This window comes from Legionella anisa (assembly GCF_001467525.1).
GTDB classification, from domain to species: Bacteria; Pseudomonadota; Gammaproteobacteria; order Legionellales; family Legionellaceae; genus Legionella; species Legionella anisa.
In genome coordinates this window covers 389,367-406,060 of sequence record NZ_LNXS01000019.1, presented here as the reverse complement: position 1 = coordinate 406,060, position 16,694 = coordinate 389,367, and the positions used below count along the sequence as shown (strand labels likewise).

The following is a 16,694-nucleotide window of genomic DNA, read 5'->3' as shown; positions in this document are numbered from 1 at the left end:
TATCATTGAAGTTCATTCCTAACATAATCGAGCTGTAATAGCAGTTTCTTTATACCTTCTACATCCAATCTCGCAGTATTATGAGACGTGTAATCATCCGATTCAGAAATATGTTCTTCACCTTCAACAAAGTATTTTTTGTAATTCAAATCGCGATTATCAGCAGGGATGCGATAATAACGCTGTAAATCTTCTGCTTTGGCCATTTCTTCTCGCGAAACTAATGATTCGTAAAGTTTTTCGCCATGACGTGTACCAATAATCTTTATCGGCTTATCGTAATTAAATAACTCTTTTAAAGCCTGAGCGAGATCGCCGATTGTGGAAGCGGGTGATTTTTGTACAAAAATATCGCCTTGTTGGGCATATTGAAATGCATACAATACTAAATCCACAGAGTCTTCAAGTGACATCAGAAAACGAGTCATATTCGCATCGGTAATGGTTAAAGGTTCTCTGGATTTTATCTGATTAATAAAAAGAGGGATGACAGAACCTCTGGACGCCATTACATTGCCATAGCGGGTCGCGCAAATGAGCGGGCCTGAGTCAGGTATCATTCGCGATTTCGCAATCATAATTTTTTCTGCAATCGCCTTGGACATTCCCATTGCATTAATGGGATAAACTGCTTTATCTGTACTCAAAACCACCACACGTTTTACGCCATTTGCAATCGCTGAATTTAGAACATTCTCAGTTCCAATGACATTCGTTTTAACTGCTTCCATGGGGTAAAATTCACAAGAAGGAACCTGTTTGAGTGCTGCAGCATGAAATATATAATCTACCCCTGCTGTCGCATGCCGCAAACTTTCATAATCACGTACATCACCCAGATAAAATTTGACTTTATCGTTGGCTAAAGCAATACGCATATCTTCTTGTTTTTTTTCATCTCGGCTAAAAACGCGAATTTCTTTTACATGTGTATCCAGGAAACGCTTCAGTACAGTATGCCCAAACGAACCCGTTCCCCCTGTAATCATTAATATTTTATTGTCAAACATGAGATTTATTATCCAAATTTAAACTGTTAAAAGCCTTCATTTTCAAAATTAAATCCGGCCAAGAAGGAGGAATGTAGCCACTAGCCTCTTTAAAGCGCGTTGAATCAAGTGAACGATCAATACATAACTGCTCGTCAGGAATAATATCAATTACTTTTCCGTAGGTCTCGGCTACTAATTTAAGTAAGGTAAATTTATCAATTGGATCTGCTGATACATGGTATAAACCTGAAAGGGTGTTATTAGGAAGAACAAATTCAGCAATCACTCGAGCTAACTCGATTGTTGGTAAACCAGAAAAAATTGCCTTTTTATAGCCTTTTATACTTCCCTGTTGCGATAAAAACCAATCAATTAATGCGTAATTGCTATTTAATTCATGGCCAATGATTGATGTCCTAAGCGTAATGGCATTCGAAAAATCACTTAATTCGCCAATAAATTTAGATTTTCCATATAAATCTTCAGCATCAGACAAATCGGTTTCTTTATACATCCCTTTTTGTCCAGAGAAAACACAATCAGTACTTATATGGATTAAGCGCGCAGAGGATAAAGTACATAATTTCACAAGACGATGTGGCAATATCGCATTAATAGGGAGCGATATTAATGGATCCTTTGAAATAGCATGTTGTTTAATTAAGCCAATGCAATTAATGACAACATCAGGATTAACTTCCGCAAATACATCCATCAACGCATCATTATTAAGTACATCCACATTAGTGATGATGTGATCGTGTAATCCAGTTTCAAAAAATCGTTTGTCACGAGTATTACGCATTGTTGCGAATACCTGAAACTGTTGATTCGCGCTTAAAAATCTAAATACAGCATTTCCCAGCATTCCTGTAGCGCCTAAAACTAAAATCTTTTTGTTCATCATTTTGCTGTTTTTATCCTCTCATTTAAAATCTCAATTAACTTATTTGCTTGAGTTGGCATATTAAAGTTCTCGAGAAAATAAGCTCTTCCTGATTCTCCCATTTTATTACGTTCTGTTGAATTCAGATTATAAACTGTTCGAATACATCGAGCGAGTCCTTGGGAGTCTTCAGAAGAACACGTCACGCCAGCTTCTGCTTGTTCAATAACACGCGCAGCCTCCCCATCCAGAGCTGCAATAATTGGCTTTCCTGCTGCCAAATAAGCTTGAATTTTACTTGGGATAGTATAAGAAAAGATTTCATCCTTTTTTAAACTTACAAGCAATGCTGCTGCACGACTCAATATATGCGGCATTTCCAGGGCAGGAAATCTACCTGCTATGATAATGTTATCCAGCTTTTTTTCCTTTTTTTGCTGACTGAGCCATTCAGACATACTACCGCTACCTACAAAAACCAAACGAAAATCGGGTAAGTCCTGCAATTGCTCTGCTGCATCTACTAAAGTAGGCAGGGACTGGGCGATTCCCAAATTTCCCGCAAAAACAACACAAAATTTGGAGTTCAGTTCGTTCAACAGATTTTCTGGTATTTGTGATACATCCTGTGTTGTACTACTGGAATCATTATACGAGTTAGGATAATAAACTATTTTGTTTTCTTTTGCATAGCGTGAAATAGGTGCTTTGAATGCGTGTGACTGAGCTAAAATCGTATCAGAACAAAAATAAATTGCGCGCACTAATTGCCCAACCAGCCAAAGTAAAAATGGATTTCGAATAAAACCAGTGGCTTTTAAACTCTCTGGCCATAAATCTTGTATCCATACAGCAAGGTGACTTTTCAAACGCCATTTTAGGAAAATGGCGGGTATTATCGATGTGATAGGGGATAAACCAAAAGCGAAAACAACATCGTATGATTCGCCTTTTACCGCAGAAGGAAAAAAACGCAATCCATTAATAACAAAAGACAGGTAATTTAAAATAAGATTTTTTGCCCCGCCTTTACCGCGGCTTCGTAGAGGTGCTCTGAATACGGTTACACCGGGTATAAAACGTTCAGAAACAATTCCTTTTTTCGTATACCCCTCAAAGATTTCTCCATTAGGATAATTGGGCTTGCCCGTTAATACCTTTATTGTATGACCTTGCTGAGTCAAAGTTTCCACTAACTCATTGATAATAAATGTTTCAGGCCAAAAATATTGTGAAATTAATAATATCCTCATTAAATCACTTATCCAAATTTAATAAAAAGAAGCCAAATAGAGCTCAATTAAGTAGGCACATACTAGAAATAAAACCAGCAAAAAACAAGCCCTAACAATTAAAATAGAAGCAGATGGAAGCATACTATTTTTTGAACCAATAATAATCAAGGAAACATAACACGATCTTTAATTTTCTGGGCATAGTGAATTCATCGTGGATTCTTTACTTATCTGCTTACAAGGCTTTTTACTCATCGAAATGAACCAAAGATACGTTTTAAAGGAACTACTTACTTGAACTATGGAGTCACTCAGTATACCCTATCCTCCTGTTTTCCGGGTAAAGAGATTTTTGATATATGGACCGTTTAAAAGGACGCACTAAATTTTATCTTTTTTTTCGTTCTTTTCTAGAAAGAGTTCTTTCTTTGTGCATCTTAATTCTATTAAGCCCTGTTTTTCTCATTATTTCCTTTATTATTTTAATTACCATGGGTCGTCCTATTTTCTTTATACAAGACCGAATGGGTAGAGGCAATCAAGCCTTTAGAATGTATAAATTTAGAACGATGCGTCATGACAATCAAAAAGTTGTTTATGCCTCAGAAAATGACCCTAGGGTAACCAAGTTTGGTCAAATTATTCGAAAACGTCGTCTTGATGAGTTACCCCAATTTTTAAATATATTAATAGGCAATATGAGCTTGATTGGCCCTAGACCTGAGCCCATGCAGCTTGCAGAAAAATACACTGAAACCATTACAGATTATAATGTACGACACCTCGTTAAACCCGGAATAACTGGCTATGCCCAAGTTAAAATGGGGTATGCGGATTCTGAAGATACCACAAAAGTTAAAGTATCTTACGATTTAGAGTACGTGAGGAATTTATCGCTTTTATTGGACATCCAAATTATTTTAAAAACCATAAGAGTTATATTTACTGGTTTCGGAGCACGATAATGAAAACAATCATTATTGGCCGGGGCAATCTTTCAAATGCATTACTCAAAAAATTGGGTAAGACTCATTGTGTCGTGCTTTCTTCAGCAGATATTGTAACGACACCATTATTATTAATTGATCTTATTAACAACTCGGATCGTTGTAATGTCATTTTAAATTGTTTTCAAAAGTCGAAAGAGCTGTTCACGGTAAATTCTGAAACAATAGTAAAAAATTCCATTATGAATCTAGCAATTATCTTGGACATTCTTGGTGGCAACGCAACAAAAATTAATAAAATAATTTATACAAGCAGTAGTTCCGTCTATGGCGCTAATTCCAATGAAAATTGCCTTGAAACAATGCTTGTATCGCCTATGAATATGCATGGCGCTTTAAAAGTTGCTTGCGAGCAATTAATTTCATTTTATTGTAACAAGTATAAAATTGAATACACCATTGCTCGAATTTTCAATATATTCGGTGGGCAAAATGATACGTTTTCAATGATTTTCCGTTTAATCGATGCCCACTCTTCAGGGAAAAGAATCACATTATTTAATAGAGGACAAGCTATACGTGATTATATTCATGTTGATGATATCGCTTGGGCTTATGAACGATTAGTTACCGTAACGGATGTTCCTATTTTAAATATTGCCAGCGGACAAGGTATTTCAACAAGTGCACTCATTACAACATTACAAAGCAAAGGCATTTCTTTGCAAGTGGATTATGCAGATAATGTCAACGAAATAAGTGTTTCAATAGCGAATATTCAGTTAGCGGAAAAATGTCTTGGACAACATCATTACATCTCAGCTTTTTCATATTTGGAACAGCATCTGTTAAGTAAGGTTAGTCTATGCTAAAAAATAAGTTCCTTTTTAATTTTTCAGTCTCATATCTTGGCGGAGGGGTAAACAGGCTTGTTGCTTATGCAAAGTGGTTTAACCAAAATGGAGGCGCTTACTTTATCATTCATCCGTTTTGTCAGTATTTAGTAAAACAATTCCCTAATAATCAGTACATCATTGTGAAACAATCAAAGTTACAAAGGTTATTCAATGATTGCTTTTATTTAAAAGATTTTCAAAAGCAAATAGGGATCCCGGAATTTTATTATTCATATGGTATTCCTATATATTATAAGTTTGGGAAAATAAATTGGTTTCATTTAAGTAATATTTTACCTCTGTGCACTCGTAATATTCCATTATCCTTATTTGACAAATTGAAATTTACCTGTCTAGGCTCAAGAATTAAAAAAAATTTCGAAAATGCGGATGTAATTTCTGCAGAATCAAATTTTTCTTTAAGTTTTATTGATGATAAATATTTATCAAGAAAGTTTTTGTCAATGAATGGAAGTGATAAAGAGTTATCATTTTTAAATTTAAAAGAACAACCAAAAGATAGAGATAACATTGCAACGGTTATTGGAACCTATCGCTATAAAGCGGTGGAAGATTCTTTTCATGTATATGAAAGCCTTAGAAAAAATAATCCTGAATTGAAATTGATAATAATTGGTGATGAAAAGTCTATTCCTGCAAGCCTGAAATCGAATAAGAATATTATCATCAAGGGTTTTTTACCAAGAGAAGAGGTACTCAATAGTCTCTTGAAAACAAAGTATTACATTTCAACTACCCACATTGAGAACTCTTCTAATGGCGTATCAGAAGGTGTCTTTCTTGCTGATGAATCCTATATTTCAGATATAGGTCCTCATAGAGAATTATTAAAAGGAATGAGTTTTGAGACGCTGTCTATTGAAAATATGCAAAGAACAATGCTTCATATTAAAAAAGACAATATTTCTGCTCGCCATTTAAAAACTTGGGATGAAGTTATTGAAGAGATGTTATTTTGGGGAAAAAAGCAGGATAATTCCCTTGAAAATAACTGTGTTTAAAAGAAGGATTTCTTTGTAAACCACTACAGAAGATGCTCATGATAGATTCCAAGAGATTGTAAGATGAAGGGTAAATTAGTTCAAACATCACTTTTATCGGGTGCTTCTACATTTATTAAAGTTCTCATCGGTGTTCTATCTTTGAAAATAGTGGCTCTTTATACTGGTCCAAAAGGAGTGGGTGTATTAGGGCAGTTTATGGCTATTGCTAATGTTATTTCAGTAATTGCTGGAGGTGGGGTTACATTAGGAGTCATTAAATACGTTGCGGAGTATACTAATTTACCAGAAAAATTTTATCCATTTTTATCTACAGCTTTTTGTTATACGCTACTTTGTTCCTGCCTGGTAATCGGCTCCACCCTTCTTTTCGGCTCTTCACTTGCGCATATATTTTTAGGGGAAACAAATTATCTCTATGTGTTTCAATGGTTATTGGTAGCGCAGGCTTTTACTGCAATTTATCTCTTGATGACGTCCGTTATTAATGGGTTAGGCAAAATAAAATTATTAGTTTGTGTCAATGTGTTAAGCAGTATTGTGAGTCTCATTCTAATTGCTTTCTTTACACACTATTATAAGTTAAAAGGGGCACTTGGTGCTTTTGTTTTATCTCAGGGAATCACTTTTCTTATTGCCTATGGTTTTGTTTATCGTGAACAGTGGTTTCGCTATTTATTTTCATTTCGCATTGAAAAAGAACAGTTGGTTAAATTATTGAATTATTCGCTAATGACCATTGTGAGTACGCTAACTGTCCCATTATCACAAGTATTTGTTCGTAACGATATTCATGCCTTATATGGGTGGGATGCCGTTGGAATTTGGCAATCCGTGCTCAGATTATCTGATGCTTATTTATTGTTTGTTACAACGATTCTCACTACGTACTATTTACCTAGGTTATCTCAATTAGAAGACAGTATTGTTATAAAAGAAGAAATGAGGCGAGTTCAAAAGATACTGCTTTCCTTAATTGTACTCATGCTGTCTGTTATTTATATTTCACGCAAAGTCATTCTCTTAATATTTTATGACAATACATTTATGCCTGCTGAGAATTTATTTTTGTATCAACTAATTGGTGATTTTTTTAAAATAGCAGGGTGGACATATACTTACTTATTTCTTGCAAAATCTAAGACTAAAGAGTACATTGCTGGTGAATGCATCATTGGGTTAATATTTGTACTTCTTAGCCATATTTTTTTAAGACAATTTGGATTAGTTGGAGTGACTTATGCTTTTGCTCTAACCTATTTTATTTATTGGTTTTTTATGATGAGTATTTCTTTGTTTTATTTTAAGGGTAGGGAGAAATCATGGGTGATAATGCAGAACAGTTAGTTTCAATAGTTATACCTGCATACAATGCCCTCCCTTATCTTGAAGCGGCTATAGAAAGTGTTTTAGCTCAAGATTATCCTAATATAGAACTGATTGTTTTGGATGATGGTTCTACAGATGGAACAGCTGATTTTTTAAAAAAATATCAAGGCCGTTTCTTTTATGAAACCCATGAAAACATGGGGCAAGCCCGAACTTTGAATAAAGGATGGGCAATGAGTAAAGGTTCCATTATTGGGTATTTGAGTGCCGATGATACGTTGGAGGCGAACGCAGTAAGTCTTTCAGTGCTTGAGTTCAATAAAAATTCAAACATAGTATTAACCTACGTGGATAATCTTTTGATTGATAATCAATCTAAGGTTATAAGAAAACTTACGACACCTGATTACGATTATTATCAAATGCTGATTCGCGGTGGAACACCTATTGCTGTTGGATCTTTTTTTCTGAAATCTGCATTTAATCAAATTGGTGGATGGGATAGTAGTTACTCTTTGATTGGTGACTTTGAATATCATACAAGACTGGCGAAGCTAGGAACTTTTAAAAGGCTGCCTGTAGTTCTTGGTTGCCATCGAGTACATGAACAATCAGCAAGTTTTGCAAGTACCTCGCTTGATCGCGCCAATGAGTTTGTAAAATTAATGTCAACTATTTTAAATGACACTACGGATAATAGATTGTTAGAATTAGCCCCATTAATTCTAAGTCAAGCGTATTTAATTTCTGGGAGAACACACTGGCGCTCAGGGAGATATAAATTAGGAATAAAATATTTTTTCCATGCGATGAAACTTGCGCCTCAGAAACTTACAAAAATAAATACATACCATATCATTTTTAATGCACTTTTTAATAAAAGTTTGCATCGATGTTTTAGGGTAATAAGAACTATATTCGATCAAGGCATAGGGAAACTGCTGGTAGCAAAAAAACTGAAAACTGAGGAATAGAGCGCCCATAACAGGATATGACTTACATGGATAGTCTGAAGATAGTTCGAGTGAGCAAGACGACTATAAAATCATTTAAGGTTTATTTCCTAGTTTCACTGACGCACTTCACGAAGTGAGATGGAGAAAACAATGCAAAGCAAATTAATACCAATGAAGTATTCCATCATTTTAATGATGGGTTTGTTTTTTTTCTCTTTATTTGGTGTTGCAAGTTATAAAGGATCTGACTTTTATTTTTTCGTGTTTGACGTCATCTGGCTAACAGTATTAATTTCAAGTTTATCCCTTTCGCAAACCTATATATTTTTCTACTTAAAAATCATGTTATTTTTGGGCGTTTGGCTGAAATTAATGTTTTATTTAGTGCTCAGAGTGGAATTTGTAGAGCCTACCGGTTTTTGGAACGATGTGCACAACTTGGGAATGTATTGGGACAATGCTTTAATGGTTGCAAGTTATGCCGCTTTAGGTATTTTAGCCGCTGATATTTTATTTTATCTCTATCGCCGCTTAGGTTATAGCAATAATGGGGTTATGCCATTAAAAAACCAAACAGAAGTACCTCAGTGGTATCTAAAGAATCCTAAAAAAATTTGGACTTCATTGCTTTTTATTAGTTTAGTAATAAGTTGTATTAATTTCAAAACCCATTTTTATATGATAGGTCTTTCACCTGCAGTTATTTTTCCCTTCCATATTAATTTTCTGCTCTCGTGGATCTGGATATTTTTCTTACCCTTACTAATTGCCTATTTAATGGGTTTGGATGCTTTAGCGCAGAATTACAAAAATTGGCATTATGCAATAATTATTGCATGTTTAATCTCAATAGCCACTTTAAGTCGCTCTATTTTAATCATGTGGATAATTCCTTGCTTTTTTATCTTATTCAAAGAGAGTTTTTATTCCCTGGTAACTCAGTATAAAAAACTGGTAATCACTTATGTTGTTCTCGCAATTATCTCATTGGGTGCTGTGAGTATGTTACGTAGCTATTATTTTTATAGCCCCAACAGTTCGCACAAGACTGAGTCCACTGAGAAAAAGTCAAATAAGTCTGAGAGAAATAAGAAGTCGAGCAAGTCTGAGAAAAAATCGGATGGATTAACGCTGAAAAAGTTAATAGTACATAATAAATCAAATCTGAAATTTCAATTGCAACAACTGAAATCACTGCCTATTAGCCGATGGATAGGAATAGAAGGTATTTTAGCAACAACTGCCTATCCGCATACTGGATGGGATTTGTTTAAAAAGGCAATTTTTCAAAAACCGACGCAAAAAGTCAGTCTTTATTCAAAAGTATCTCAGAGTTATCTGGATTTAAAGAAAGGAACGAAGTTTTCTTCTTTACCTGGCTTGATAGGTCTTTTAAATTACTCCGATAGCTACCTGATGGTGTGTACAGGTACTTTTATTATTGGTTTACTGATGTGTTTTATACAGTTTTTCTATTATCGATTGGGATTAAATATTTATTTCTTATCACAGCAAGGTTTTTTACTGGCATTTTTTCTGACAGAGTTAAATATCCCTTATTTAGGTGTAATTAACTTCTCTGAATTTATTTTAGCATCATTGGTGTTATTGCTCATTCATAAGTATCGTGTCTTGTTTCCAATCTCCACAGTGATGCGGCAAGGAAGACTAAAAATTGAGGCACAAAATAGCTGTTGATAGCAATGTTTGTTGGGTCGTTTGACCCAACAAACTCATAATCACTCATTGCATTGATGATTTTAACATCTCATTCACCTGTTCAATTCATCGATGCTTCGGATTTAACATGATGACTGTGTTTAAATTGTTGGGTCAAAATGACCCAACCTACCTGGGTTGTCACCCAAAACGTAGCTACTTGATTATTTGCAATAGAAATTAATGATTATCAAGGGCATATTTATCACAAGCGAGGATGAATAATTTTGTATCACCCCAGTTTTTGGGGCAAATCACTTAAAACGCGGCTCCCGGTACAAAACATAGCGACTTTTAATTCATACTCAATTGTTTGCATGCATTGACTCACTTGTTCGGAAGATTCTAGAGCAGCTTCGAGCAAGGGCCGTGCATAGCCAACGCTTGTTGCACCAAGCGCAAAAAGCTTAGCGGCGTTTAAGCCATTTACGACACCGCCTGAACCCCAAATTTCGAAAGAAGGTTTTAGTGCTGCAGCTTGTTTTACTGAAGTTACGGTATCAATTCCCCAGTTGCGAAAGGTAATTGCTGCCTGTTGACGAATTGGGTCATGAGCTGCCCTTCGTCCTTCAATTCGCCCCCAGTGAGTTCCTCCCAGACCACCTACATCAATCGCGGCAATACCAATCTCATTTAAGCGCACCATTGTTGCATGAGAAAAACCACAACCTGTTTCTTTAACGATGACCGGTATGGGTAGTTTTTTAACTAAGTCTGCTAAAGCGTGCCAGCACCCTTTATAGGTTGTGGTGCCTTCGGGTTGCATACATTCTTGCAGGGGATTACAGTGGATAATTAATGCATCAGCGCGCAAGGCGTCTGTTAAACGTTGGATTTCACTTAATGAGGTCGTGATTAATTGGGCTATTCCTAAATTGCTGTACAAGCTGACTTGAGGGAAGTTACGACGTAAGTCCTGCCACTCAAATGCAGCTTTACGGTCGGTAAGTTCGCGTCTTTGAGAGCCTACCCCCATTGCCCAGCCATTTCGTGCACACGCCTCAATCAGGTTATGATTGATATGTTTCGCACGGCGATGACCTGCAGTCATGGAGCTAATGAGGAACGGTTTCTCAACTACTTGACCAAATCGTGAGGCTTTGATGCTGATTTCATCAAAATTTAAATCAGGCAAGGCATCATGAATCAGATTGATGCTATCAAATGTACTGAGCTCAGTTGTTTGATTTTCAGGCATTAAGGCCAATTTAATGTGATCTTGTTTGCGTTGCTCAAACTGCTCATAGTTATTCGTCATCGGTTCTATGCCTGTTTTACAATTGACTTAATGTTTGGTGCAATGAAATAGCGGCGTTAGCTACATCTATGCCTTTATGCCCACCTTTTCCTCCTAATCGGTCCCATGCCTGCTCTTCATTATCTGTGGTCAGTACGCCAAAAAGAACGGGAATATTATATTCCAATGAGACTTGCAAGCATCCCTGGCTTACCATATCACACACCAGATCATAATGGCTGGTTTCGCCACGAATCACGGCACCTAAAGTAATAATTGATTGTACCGTTCTTTGCATGGCAAGGCGTTTTGCAACTAATGGAATTTCTACCGCTCCTGGAACGTCAAATGACTTGATGTCTCTTTCATTAAAACCACGTTTTAGGAGTTGGGATACTGCTCCTTCTTGCAAAGCTTTTGTAACCTGTCGATTAAAAACACTGGTGATGATCGCAATGGGAAAAGAACTTACAATGGATGTATCCTCTACGATCTCTGTATTTTGCATAATTTCTCTCTCTTGTTTCTTACTTATAGCGGCAATTAGTGCAATTTACCTCTTTATGTTTCCATTTTCCACCTATTTTGCTCCGAATCGATCAATGATGCTTTATATCGGTTTTCCCACAAGGTGCCCTGTTCGACGATAATTATGATATGAACATAATATCTTCCAAATATCTGTATCACTTTACTGATACTATCTTCGGACCTTGTGTGAGAAATAGGTGGACATGGTTTTTCATTAGTACATAAGCATGTATCTGACATCCATATTCCTTTGGGGCGATTAAAAGTTTTTCTAAGTAATATTCATAATCATTTTGACTACGAAAAATAGCTTGGCGATTATTTCCGCGCTGAATGATGTGTTGAGGCTGTCACGGTAGAACAAATCGTGGTTGGCGAGCCATAAAAACTCGTTCACTTTCCATAGATTTTGTTTAATTAAGACTAGACCTAAGATCAATTAAATTGATTGATCTTGTCGTCAATTCAAGGCCTGACCCTCTGGGTGTTTTCTCAAAGAACATACCTTTGTATGTTCTTCATTGATATTTTTTGATTTAAAAATCATAGCCAATTATTCTTAAATGACATATTAGGCTGCGGTCGATCGGTATGAGGTTAATGGAATTCCATTGTCGTCTGTTGTATCAATGTCTACAGGTCTATTTATTTCAGGGAAAGAAATTTCTACAGGTCTATTTATTTCAATGAAAGCAGAAAGTATTAGAGCCTGGGCACCAACACGACTTGTAAAGTGAAGCATTGTGGACAAAGTGGTACCTTCTGGAAAATTTAAATCGATTGCATAACCTAGCAATTCCATAGCACCAACTGTGGCAAATTGTATATAGTTCTTTTTAAGGTGAGCTATTATCGCTTTTGTATACATCAAAGCGATTTCGCCATGAAAAGTACTAAAGTCCGGCATCCCTTGAACTAAATTTTCATAAAATTGATTAGCGAATAATTTTGCTTGATTGTATTTCTGAGTAACTGTATCGAAAAAAAACATAAAGATGTAATTCTGAAAAAATTTAGTTGAAGATTTTAACTCTTTTTGTTACTTAGATAAACCTTTTTATATCAAAGGAACTATTTTAGGATGGCTAAATCTAGAGAGAACATAATGATTGAAGCGGGTGTTCTCGCTTATTTCATCAATTATTTCTTGTTCTAAACCAAGAGAAACTAGTTCTTGATAACCTGCTAGTACCGCTTTTATGATAGGCAGTTTTTAGAATATCCTATTGCACTTCAGGGGGTTGAAAAATATTATTGAGTAATATTTATGATGATTTCAGTATTCAAGCTAATACTCAGGGCATGAGGGAATGCAGCATGAATGAGGATATTTTTCGGTATAAAACGCGATTTATCACGTTTGTTTTACTTCTTGGCTATGCCTATATGCATGTTAAGCTGACTGGAGTTTTTTATAAGGTCGAATTGGACAAGGTAGTTAATTTTTTAGCCCCCATGCCTTTTGGGCAACGGTTACTTGTTCCACTTTTGGCTAATTTTATAGCCTATTTTCTCCCTATTGAGCTGGAAAAATTATTTTTCTTAATCGAGTGGATGTTTACCAGTTTATTATATCTTGCCCTGTTAAGGTTATTGCAATATGAATTTAGTAAGCGGCAATCACAAGTGCTTAGCTGGTTATTTCTTCTTTTATTACCTCTGACCACAGTGGTTAATTATCGATATACTACGGATGGTCCCGCGACATTTTTCTTTTATTACGATACCCCCACTCTTTTTTTTCTCACTATGGGTTTATATCTGTGTCTTCGTTCGAATTGGTTTTATTTTATTCCTTTAATATTTATAGCCACTATTAATCGTGAAAGCAGTCTTTTGTTAGTACTCATTATTCCAGCCCTGTATTGGAAAAACCTGCATTTGATTTATAAGCAATTGATTTTTGCTGTTATAGCTTATGTTCTCGCTCGTTGGCTCGTCTTGTCCTTTTTGCATGGTACTCCAGGAGTACTGTTAGAATGGTACTTTAGATCGTCACATTATACCCATTTTCAAGTAAATTTGTTTTGGTTATTAAACTTGCAACATATTTTATTGTTTATGTTTTGTTTTGCAGGGCTGCCTTTGTTTTGGTTTGCTTTTTATGATTATATACCTCTTCAATTCAGGCCCTTACGCTATGTATTATTGTTGTATTTTATGGCCTTACTCATGATAGGTAATTTTCCTGAGATACGATTGTTTGGGGAAATTGTGTTATTACTCTACCTACCGGTATGTATCGCGTTAAAGCGTTGGCTTTGTAATTTACAACCAATTATTCCTGAAGTAAGTTCTGGAGTTGTCTATTACATGGATCGCTATGCGATCCTTGTTTCTTTAATCGTGGTTATGATTTTTCGCGAGCCACTAAATAAATGGGTTATTTGGTTATCTCATGTGTAAAATTGGTCTCTTTTCCAAACCTGCTGAGAAGAATGAAGGGCGAGGAGACATGGAGCGGAGACCGGAGTTTATACACAGTATATGGGGATTCGAGCACCGCATCGATGAAGCAATTCACCTTCTCAGTAAAGTACGAGAAAGAGGTATAGTGAGAATCCAGGCAAGCAGATAGATAACTGAAGCTAAAATCAAGGTGATGCTGTAACCAAACATCATGGATGTTGCCATTGCAATGATGGACCCCAAAACCGAAAAGGCACAATTCAACGCCCAAAACCAGGGAATGCTTTTTGTGTTTTGATAACGGGCTAAGCGCATCCCAGAAGGTAAGGCAATTCCCATGCATAGCCCTAAAGGCAAAAGAATGAGAACAAATAGGGTCAGTTTTAAATACCAGTTGTACCCAAAAGTAACCTGCATTAACCAATGCAGGTAAAAAGGCAAAACTATAGCCAAGAGTACCACCATAATTAAGCCTCTTTTTAAAACGCGTTCAGTCTGTTCGGGTTGAGGATAATTAAATAAAATACTGCCTAGGCCGCCAAAAAATAGCAAACAAAACAAGCCTACGGCCAACCCATAGGTTGGTCCTCCTAAATAAACTGATCCAACTTGTAGGATGGGCATTTCTATTAACATAAAGCCTAAGCCTAATGCGGAAAAATACAATCCCCATGAGAGAGGTGGCTTAGTTGAAGTATTGGATAATAATAGCGGTAAAAAATAGAATAATAGAACTAATATGGTAGAGGTAATGAGTAAAACAAATACTATGCTTACCCCATAATAGTTAAATATTTGGCCGGTGATTTTTTTACCTGACAATAAGTCTTTTACCTTGGAAAAATAAAACATCTGAAAGAAAAACGGTCTATCATCGGTAGTTGGCCTAATGTCATAGTAATAATTCTCTATAAACTGATTAAGATTTTTAGTGGTTAGTGCCGTTTGGAAGAGTGTTTCATTGTTATTCCCAGAAGGAAGATAAACAATATCAAATGCTAATTTACGGGCTATTTCTTTAATCTCATTTATTTCCCGTGCAGAGAAAGGCTCTTTTTTAACCAATACTGTTGCTACATCAATATTATTGTTTCCTTTATTTTTAACGATAACTATATTTCTTTCTGGAGAAGTAATACCGCTTTGTTCAAGGGCAGCCCGAGCAAGCAAAACGATTTTGATTGTTTGATTGTCCGGATTAAAATAGAAGCGGGTAACGCTTAATATGCCAGAAGGATTTAAAAATTTTAAATAGGTTTGAAATGCTTCAACCGTGTAAATGCTATTTTCTGCCATAGCAAAAGCACCTGCTACAGTTGCAGCCCAACTATCAATTAAAGGAATTTGGATAATATCATAGGTTTTTTTCTCAACTTCGAGATAACTGCGGCCTTCAGAAACAGCAACGTGAACCTTATCATTGTTATAAATGTTTCCAGCATATTGAGCATATTTATTTTTAATCAAATCAATCATTACTGGATGAATATCCACCCCTGTTATTTGTTTGCTATCAAAAGCTAATGCGGTTAATACATCACGGCCACCTCCCACACCCAGGATAAATACATCCGCATTTTTTCTTAAATAATAAGGCATGGAAGTAATATCATATTTTAAAAAATCTACCTCCCTGTAATCACCATGAAAGGGAACGATTGGCGTACATGCGCTCGCATCTTGCTGAATCCACAATTGTTTAAATTCATGCTTGGGTTTATAGATACTGCTTAAGCCCCAACCGAATGGAGACTCATCATGTAATCCTCTAAAATATATTTCAGACGAGACCGTAATGCGTGACAGTGGGGACCACTTTTCATAAAGATTTACGTATTGCAATTCCGAATAATTTTTAGTTTGTGTCACTTTAAACAAAGAGTTGCCGATAAGAACAAGTAAAAAGCTGGCTACCAGAAGCACTAATGAATAAATACGAATTTTTGGCAATTCAAATAAAATGGCTGCAACAACACTGGTTAAGCTGGCAATTAATAAGACCTGTGGCGCTGTAAAATAACTAATCAATAACACACAAGCAATGCAACCAATTGCTGCGCCTTGTAAATCAAAACTGTAAATTATGTTTGCTTTATCGGAAAAATTTAAAAACAATAGAGAAAGAATTATACTGCTGAAGACAAAAGGTGCGGTGCATAATAAATACACGCCTGTAAATTGCACTATGCTTTGCCAATTGATCGCCTTAGGTAAATGATAAGCGATGACTGCATACAAGCTTAAGATGATACTCAAGGCAAGAATAATACTGAGGATGTATAAATTTTTTCTAACGGAGTATTTAAATTGTTCTTCGAAATGATAGACTAACATTCCTCCAAATCCCATACCAAACATCGCTAAAGAGATAACAAAATAAGAATAGTGGTACCATAAGGTAACAGAAAATATCTTTGTTAAGGTGATTTCCAACACCAATATGGAGAAGCTAATTAAGAAAATACCAATTAAAGTAGGGTAGTTAATTTGTTTCATAAATGAATTCTTTTTCTGTTATTCCCTATTTTTTTTCGT

The 16,694-nt window shown here is 35.7% G+C and carries 15 protein-coding genes; 7 read left to right on the top strand and 8 right to left on the bottom strand.

Annotated elements, in window-relative coordinates; translation table 11 throughout:
• Positions 1-2: 2 nt before the first annotated feature.
• Genes Lani_RS06085 through Lani_RS06075 form a run of 3 tightly spaced genes read right to left on the bottom strand, consistent with a single transcriptional unit; the run spans position 3 to position 3,131 of the window.
• Positions 3-1,010, bottom strand: coding sequence for a polysaccharide biosynthesis protein (locus tag Lani_RS06085; protein ID WP_019232850.1), 1,008 nt, complete (start codon positions 1,008-1,010; stop codon positions 3-5).
• Complete coding sequence (locus tag Lani_RS06080; protein ID WP_223499357.1) at positions 1,003-1,899, bottom strand: dTDP-4-dehydrorhamnose reductase family protein; 897 nt, start codon at positions 1,897-1,899, stop codon at positions 1,003-1,005. The genes Lani_RS06085 and Lani_RS06080 overlap by 8 nt, the downstream gene beginning before the upstream one ends.
• Complete coding sequence (locus Lani_RS06075) at positions 1,896-3,131, bottom strand: glycosyltransferase family 4 protein (RefSeq protein WP_019232852.1); 1,236 nt, start codon at positions 3,129-3,131, stop codon at positions 1,896-1,898. Before Lani_RS06075 ends, Lani_RS06080 begins: the two co-directional genes overlap by 4 nt.
• Positions 3,132-3,472: 341 nt before the next feature.
• On the opposite strand from Lani_RS06075, the gene Lani_RS06070 reads away from it, so the two are divergent.
• The 6 genes from Lani_RS06070 (at position 3,473) to Lani_RS06045 (ending at position 9,961) form a co-directional block, all read left to right on the top strand.
• On the top strand, positions 3,473-4,078 hold the full coding sequence (locus Lani_RS06070; protein WP_019232853.1) for a sugar transferase: 606 nt from the start codon (positions 3,473-3,475) through the stop codon (positions 4,076-4,078).
• Positions 4,078-4,932 (top strand): NAD-dependent epimerase/dehydratase family protein, encoded by an 855-nt coding sequence (locus Lani_RS06065; RefSeq protein ID WP_019232854.1) that lies wholly within the window; start codon positions 4,078-4,080, stop codon positions 4,930-4,932. Before Lani_RS06070 ends, Lani_RS06065 begins: the two co-directional genes overlap by 1 nt.
• The gene (locus Lani_RS06060; RefSeq protein WP_019232855.1) at positions 4,926-5,978 is read left to right on the top strand and encodes a glycosyltransferase family protein; all 1,053 of its coding nucleotides are present in this window, start codon (positions 4,926-4,928) and stop codon (positions 5,976-5,978) included. The genes Lani_RS06065 and Lani_RS06060 overlap by 7 nt, the downstream gene beginning before the upstream one ends.
• Positions 5,979-6,041: 63 nt before the next feature.
• On the top strand, positions 6,042-7,325 hold the full coding sequence (locus Lani_RS06055) for an O-antigen translocase (RefSeq protein ID WP_019232856.1): 1,284 nt from the start codon (positions 6,042-6,044) through the stop codon (positions 7,323-7,325).
• Entirely contained in the window at positions 7,301-8,281 is a 981-nt protein-coding gene (locus tag Lani_RS06050) for a glycosyltransferase (protein WP_065233472.1), read from the top strand. Before Lani_RS06055 ends, Lani_RS06050 begins: the two co-directional genes overlap by 25 nt.
• A gap of 132 nt (positions 8,282-8,413) precedes the next feature.
• Complete coding sequence (locus Lani_RS06045) at positions 8,414-9,961, top strand: hypothetical protein (protein ID WP_058388459.1); 1,548 nt, start codon at positions 8,414-8,416, stop codon at positions 9,959-9,961.
• 253 nt (positions 9,962-10,214) lie between these two features.
• On the opposite strand, the gene fni is transcribed toward Lani_RS06045, so the two are convergent.
• From fni to Lani_RS06025, 4 genes are all read right to left on the bottom strand, one after another.
• Positions 10,215-11,240: a type 2 isopentenyl-diphosphate Delta-isomerase gene (gene fni, locus Lani_RS06040; protein WP_019232860.1), complete on the bottom strand. Its 1,026-nt coding sequence runs from the start codon at positions 11,238-11,240 to the stop codon at positions 10,215-10,217.
• Between the two features lie 16 nt (positions 11,241-11,256).
• Positions 11,257-11,727, bottom strand: coding sequence for a 6,7-dimethyl-8-ribityllumazine synthase (gene ribH, locus Lani_RS06035; protein ID WP_019232861.1), 471 nt, complete (start codon positions 11,725-11,727; stop codon positions 11,257-11,259).
• Positions 11,728-11,905: 178 nt separating this feature from the next.
• Positions 11,906-12,085, bottom strand: coding sequence for a transposase (locus tag Lani_RS21160; RefSeq protein WP_407657126.1), 180 nt, complete (start codon positions 12,083-12,085; stop codon positions 11,906-11,908).
• Positions 12,086-12,321: 236 nt separating this feature from the next.
• On the bottom strand, positions 12,322-12,741 hold the full coding sequence (locus tag Lani_RS06025; RefSeq protein ID WP_019232862.1) for a hypothetical protein: 420 nt from the start codon (positions 12,739-12,741) through the stop codon (positions 12,322-12,324).
• 326 nt (positions 12,742-13,067) lie between these two features.
• Here Lani_RS06025 and Lani_RS06020 point away from each other — a divergent pair, with 326 nt between their 5' ends.
• Entirely contained in the window at positions 13,068-14,156 is a 1,089-nt protein-coding gene (locus Lani_RS06020) for a hypothetical protein (RefSeq protein ID WP_019232863.1), read from the top strand.
• Positions 14,157-14,270: 114 nt separating this feature from the next.
• On the opposite strand, the gene Lani_RS06015 is transcribed toward Lani_RS06020, so the two are convergent.
• Positions 14,271-16,655 carry a spermine/spermidine synthase domain-containing protein gene (locus Lani_RS06015; RefSeq protein ID WP_019232864.1) on the bottom strand — a complete coding sequence of 795 codons (2,385 nt, stop codon included), beginning with the start codon at positions 16,653-16,655 and terminating at the stop codon, positions 14,271-14,273.
• Positions 16,656-16,694 lie beyond the last annotated feature (39 nt).